Below are 4581 nucleotides of genomic sequence, written 5' to 3'. Positions count from 1 at the left end.
CGATCCACGCCTGAGGACCCGCCGATGAGCCTCGAGGCACCGCCGCCCGCCGCGCCGCCGGAGCGACACTTCCTGCAGATGGCGCTCGCCAACCGTTCCTTCCTGATCGGCCTCGTCATCACTCTGCTCGTCACCGGCATGGCGCTCCTGTCCTTTGTCTGGACGCCCTACGACATCACGCACCTGGTTGTCGCCGACCGTATGAAAGGCCTCTCGCTCGCCCATCCACTCGGCACCGATCATCTCGGCCGCGACATTCTCTCGATGATCATGATAGGCGCGCGCAATTCCATCGCCGTTGCCATCGTCGCCGTCGGCATCGGAATGGGCATCGGCGTGCCGCTGGGCACATGGGCGGCAGCACGCGGTGGCATAATCGATGAAACGCTCATGCGCTTCAACGATCTGGTCTTCGCGTTTCCGGCCCTTCTGTCTGCCATCATGATCACCGCGATCTTCGGTCCCGGCGCAATCAACGCCATTGTCGCCATCGGCATCTTCAACGTCCCCGTGTTCGCCCGCGTGGCGCGCGCCGGCGCACTGTCCATCTGGCCGCGCGAATTCATCCTCGCCGCGCGCGCTGCCGGCAAGAGCAAGACGCTCATCACCATAGAGCACATCCTGCCCAACATCGTCGCACTGCTTCTGGTGCAGGGCACGATCCAGTTCGCGCTGGGCATTCTGGCCGAGGCCGGCCTCTCCTATCTCGGCCTCGGCGCGCAAGCGCCCATGCCCTCCTGGGGGCGTATGCTGTTCGAAGCGCAGACGCGCATGATGATCGCCCCGCACCTTGCTGTCTTCCCTGGCCTCGCCATCGTCGTCACGGTGCTCGGGCTCAATTTGCTGGGCGACGGTCTGCGCGATCTTCTGGACCCAAGGCTGAGGCGTGAACGATGAGCCTTCTCGAAATCGAAAATCTGTCTCTTTCCATCGCCGGTCATCCGGTGCTGAAAGACATCGACCTCGAGATCGCCCCGGGCGAGATACTTGGCCTCGTCGGAGAATCCGGCTCCGGCAAATCGATGAGCGCGCTCACCGTCATGCAGCTCCTGCCGGAATTCGCCCGCGCCCACGGCCGCGTCACCTTTGACGGGATCGACATTCTCACTGCGCCTGAAGAAGCCATGTGCCGCTTGCGCGGCGACGATCTTGGCATGGTCTTTCAGGAACCCATGACCGCGCTCAATCCGGTCAAGACCATCGGAGAGCAGGTGGCCGAGGGCATTCGCTGGCACACCGGTGCCAATCGACCGGACGCCGAAGCGCGCGCGCGCGCCATTCTTGAACGCGTCGGCCTGCCGGAGAACAGGTTTCCGCTATCGCGCTATCCGCATGAGCTTTCCGGCGGCCAGCGCCAGCGCGTGGTGATCGCTATCGCCTGCGCATTGAAGCCCAAGCTCCTGATCGCCGATGAACCGACCACCGCGCTCGACGTTGTTCTGCAGGCGCAGATCCTCGATCTTCTGCGCGATCTTGTGGACGATAGCCGCATGGGGCTCCTCCTCATTTCGCACGATCTCGCTGTCGTGGCCGACATGGCCGATCGGGTGAGCGTCATGCGCCATGGAGTTGTGATGGAAAGCGGTTCGACGGCCAGTGTGCTGAGCGAACCGAAACACCCCTATACGCGTCAGCTCGCGGAGGCCTCCACTCACGTGCCGGCGTGGGCCCGTCCGCAGGACAAACGAGAAGATCAAGAACCACCGTTGCTATCGGTCTGCGGCGTCACGCGAGACTATCCGGGACGGCGCACCGGACTGTTTTCCCGTCCTCAACCCTTCCGCGCCGTCGACAATGTTAGTTTTTCTCTTTCCCCCGGTCATGCGGTGGCCTTGGTGGGGCGCTCAGGTTGCGGAAAATCGACGCTGGCGCGCATGATTCTCGCCCTCGACAAGCCGACCTCGGGCGAAATCCGCCTGGATGGGGAGCCGCTCGGCGGCAAGGGCGAGCACGCGTTACGCTCCGCCCGGCGCGACATGCAGGTGGTTTTCCAGGATCCCTACGGCTCGTTCAACCCGCGCCACAAGGTCGAGCGACTCGTTGCCGAACCCCTTCATCTGCTTGACGTACAGCCCACGCCATCGGAGCGCAGGGAACGCGTTGCCGAAGTGCTCGAATCCGTCGGCCTGAAAGCCGGCGACATGCGCAAATACCCGCATGAATTTTCGGGCGGCCAGCGCCAGCGGATTTCCATCGCCCGCGCCATCATCACCCGTCCGAAACTCATTGTGGCCGACGAGCCGGTCTCGGCGCTCGACGTCTCTATCCGCGCGCAGATCCTCGATCTTTTCGCCGATCTCAACCAACAGCTCGACCTGACTTACCTCTTCATCACACACGATCTTACTGTCGCTCGAGCGATAACCGATGAGGTGATGGTCATGCATGAAGGGCGCATTGTCGAAAGGGGGCGGACCGCTTCCGTACTGGATAATCCGGAATCGGAGGCAGCGGCAGCCCTTGTCGCCGCCGCCCCGAATCTGGAGAGAGCCATCGCAACTCGCTTCTCCGCGGCGAGTCACTGAACGCTTTGCGTTCAGATACGGCCTGAATGCGTCAGCTCGACAGGTGTGCCACCTCGTCCGCGCTCAATCCGAGCACATCGCACACGCGCGCGCTCAGCCTGCCAAGACGCGGGGCAAGTTCCGGATCGCGCCGGCCGAGTTCAAACAACGTTTCGGCGAGAATGAGCCGCCTTTCGTGGCTTCCCTGTCGCATTCCAAGCCTTGCTTGCATCACGTCGGAATCCGTTTCCACCGCAGCAAGCGACGCAACGAGCTGTTCGATTTCTTCGTCGGGAACCTTGATAAAATCAGTTGCCGCACGGCGCAGAACCGCCATTTCCCTTTGGCCGAGAGGTTCGTCGGTCATGGCCAGGCGCAGAAGCATAAGCACCTCGGCGGTCATGGCGTTCATAGCGGCTGGCATAGCGCCACCCTGCATCGATCCGCCGGAATCTGGCGATGCGAACATATCCCACTCCCCACTCGTCTCCTCGGCGCCGCAGCGCTTTTAACCGTAACAGCCCTACGCTCCCGGTGTCGGACAACGCGCTTTGCCCTGGACAACAGGGGGATGCTCAAAAGCTGCCTCTCATGCATCGGCGTTCATACGTCGTCATTGAGGCCCATCCCTCCATCCATTGCGCCACAGCGCAGAGCTTCCTGTACAACCGGCAAAACCGGCTTGCGGTGCGCCTTCGCTTGTGGTGCAAGAAGCCATCATTCCCGCTGGCTACCCCCTGAACATGTTTGAAGCAAGTCTCGAAATTCTTCTGCTGCTGACCCTGGCAGCCTTCTTTGCCGGCTTCATGGATGCAATCGCCGGAGGCGGCGGTCTGGTCACCATCCCTGCTTTGATGCTCGCCGGCTTTCCTCCGGTGCTGGCGCTCGGCACCAACAAGCTGCAAGGCATGTTCGGCAGCGGAGCCGCAGCTTACGCCTATGCGAAGGCCGGGCATGTGCGTATTTCGAGTCAGTTTCTTCCGGCATTTTTCTCGTTTCTTGCGTCCATCGCCGGTGCTCTTGTCGCCACGATTTTGCCCGCAGATCTGCTGCGCGGCATGCTGCCTTTCCTGTTGATTGCGGTCGCGCTCTATTTCGCGTTTAAACCGAATTTGAACGACATAGATCGTGCGCAACGCGTAACGCCCTTCATTTTCGGTTTCACCATCGCACCGCTTCTGGGATTCTACGACGGCGCATTCGGTCCGGGAACGGGGTCCTTTTTCATGCTGGCTTTCGTCGGCCTTGCCGGCCAGGGCATGCTCAAGGCGACGGCTCACACCAAGTTTCTCAACTTCGCTTCCAATGTCGGCGGCTTCGCCGCTTTCGCCATGGTCGGGGCGATCGCCTGGAAGGTGGGTCTTGTCATGGGTATTGCACAGATCGTGGGGGCGCGGATCGGTGCGGCGTTCGCGATGAAGAAGGGGGCACGCATCATTAAACCGCTTCTCGTGCTCGTCTGTCTGGCGCTCGCGATCCGCTTGCTCATGGATGGGGACAACCCGTTGTTGCGGTCTATTGGCCTATAAGTTGCAATGAGCTTTATCCCTGTCGGTGCAACATCTTCAGCGGGGATACCCATGACACTCAACGCACCCACCAAGATCGTTTTCCTTCTCAGCCTCCTCATCGCGGTTATCGCGCTGATCGCTGCTTTCAACCTGCTGTCTTTCGTGCCCATACCCGCGTTCTGGATCATGACGCTCGCCTATGTCCTGCTTGTGGGCGGTTCGGTGCTCAAAGGCGTGTGATCGTCTTTCCACGACCGGATAGCCGAACTATCGTGCATGCATGTACGATGGTTCAGCTCTTCCAGGGATCAACACCGTCTCCGGGCCGGTCTTGCCCGATCCGGACGATTTTCTCCTGCGCCGTAGACGCCCTCAGCCCGCATTCTGTGATGCGGTAACGGGCTTTAGTGCTTATGCGGAGCGCCAGGGTGGCCACTTCCGTCAGGTGGAGGCCGCCTCGTTGGTCGTGCCGTTCATTATCAGTTTCTCATCTCCCTTCACCATTGCGCTCGGCAGAGTTCCGGAGCCACACGAACGTTTCGACTGTTTCACCTCGGGCTTGTTTG

5 protein-coding genes are annotated in these 4581 nt (G+C 61.2%); 4 read left to right on the top strand and 1 reads right to left on the bottom strand.

The window, feature by feature from the left end; translation table 11 throughout:
* Positions 1-78: 78 nt before the first annotated feature.
* Both QZ638_RS22550 and QZ638_RS22545 read left to right on the top strand, forming a co-directional pair.
* Complete coding sequence (locus tag QZ638_RS22550; RefSeq protein WP_295814831.1) at positions 79-897, top strand: ABC transporter permease; 819 nt, start codon at positions 79-81, stop codon at positions 895-897.
* Entirely contained in the window at positions 894-2525 is a 1632-nt protein-coding gene (locus QZ638_RS22545; protein ID WP_295814828.1) for an ABC transporter ATP-binding protein, read from the top strand. Before QZ638_RS22550 ends, QZ638_RS22545 begins: the two co-directional genes overlap by 4 nt.
* Before the next feature lie 31 nt (positions 2526-2556).
* Here the strand turns inward: QZ638_RS22545 and QZ638_RS22540 are convergent, their stop codons facing one another.
* Complete coding sequence (locus QZ638_RS22540) at positions 2557-2973, bottom strand: TerB family tellurite resistance protein (RefSeq protein ID WP_295814825.1); 417 nt, start codon at positions 2971-2973, stop codon at positions 2557-2559.
* A 274-nt stretch (positions 2974-3247) separates the two neighbouring features.
* On the opposite strand from QZ638_RS22540, the gene QZ638_RS22535 reads away from it, so the two are divergent.
* Positions 3248-4033: a TSUP family transporter gene (locus tag QZ638_RS22535; protein ID WP_295814822.1), complete on the top strand. Its 786-nt coding sequence runs from the start codon at positions 3248-3250 to the stop codon at positions 4031-4033.
* Between the two features lie 51 nt (positions 4034-4084).
* A complete protein-coding gene (locus tag QZ638_RS22530) occupies positions 4085-4255 on the top strand; it encodes a hypothetical protein (protein ID WP_295814819.1) in 171 nt (56 codons plus the stop codon).
* Positions 4256-4581 lie beyond the last annotated feature (326 nt).

Source organism: uncultured Nitratireductor sp., assembly GCF_913053745.1.
In the GTDB taxonomy this organism is placed as follows: domain Bacteria; phylum Pseudomonadota; class Alphaproteobacteria; order Rhizobiales; family Rhizobiaceae; genus Nitratireductor.
This window is presented reverse-complemented; position numbering and strand designations above follow the sequence as displayed.

Bases quoted from the DNA above. Each gene is read 5' to 3' on its own strand.
- QZ638_RS22550 (WP_295814831.1), top strand. From the start codon at position 79: ATGGCGCTCGCCAACCGTTCCTTCCTGATCGGCCTCGTCATCACTCTG.
- QZ638_RS22545 (WP_295814828.1), top strand. From the start codon at position 894: ATGAGCCTTCTCGAAATCGAAAATCTGTCTCTTTCCATCGCCGGTCAT.
- QZ638_RS22540 (WP_295814825.1), bottom strand. From the start codon at position 2,973: ATGTTCGCATCGCCAGATTCCGGCGGATCGATGCAGGGTGGCGCTATG.
- QZ638_RS22535 (WP_295814822.1), top strand. From the start codon at position 3,248: ATGTTTGAAGCAAGTCTCGAAATTCTTCTGCTGCTGACCCTGGCAGCC.
- QZ638_RS22530 (WP_295814819.1), top strand. From the start codon at position 4,085: ATGACACTCAACGCACCCACCAAGATCGTTTTCCTTCTCAGCCTCCTC.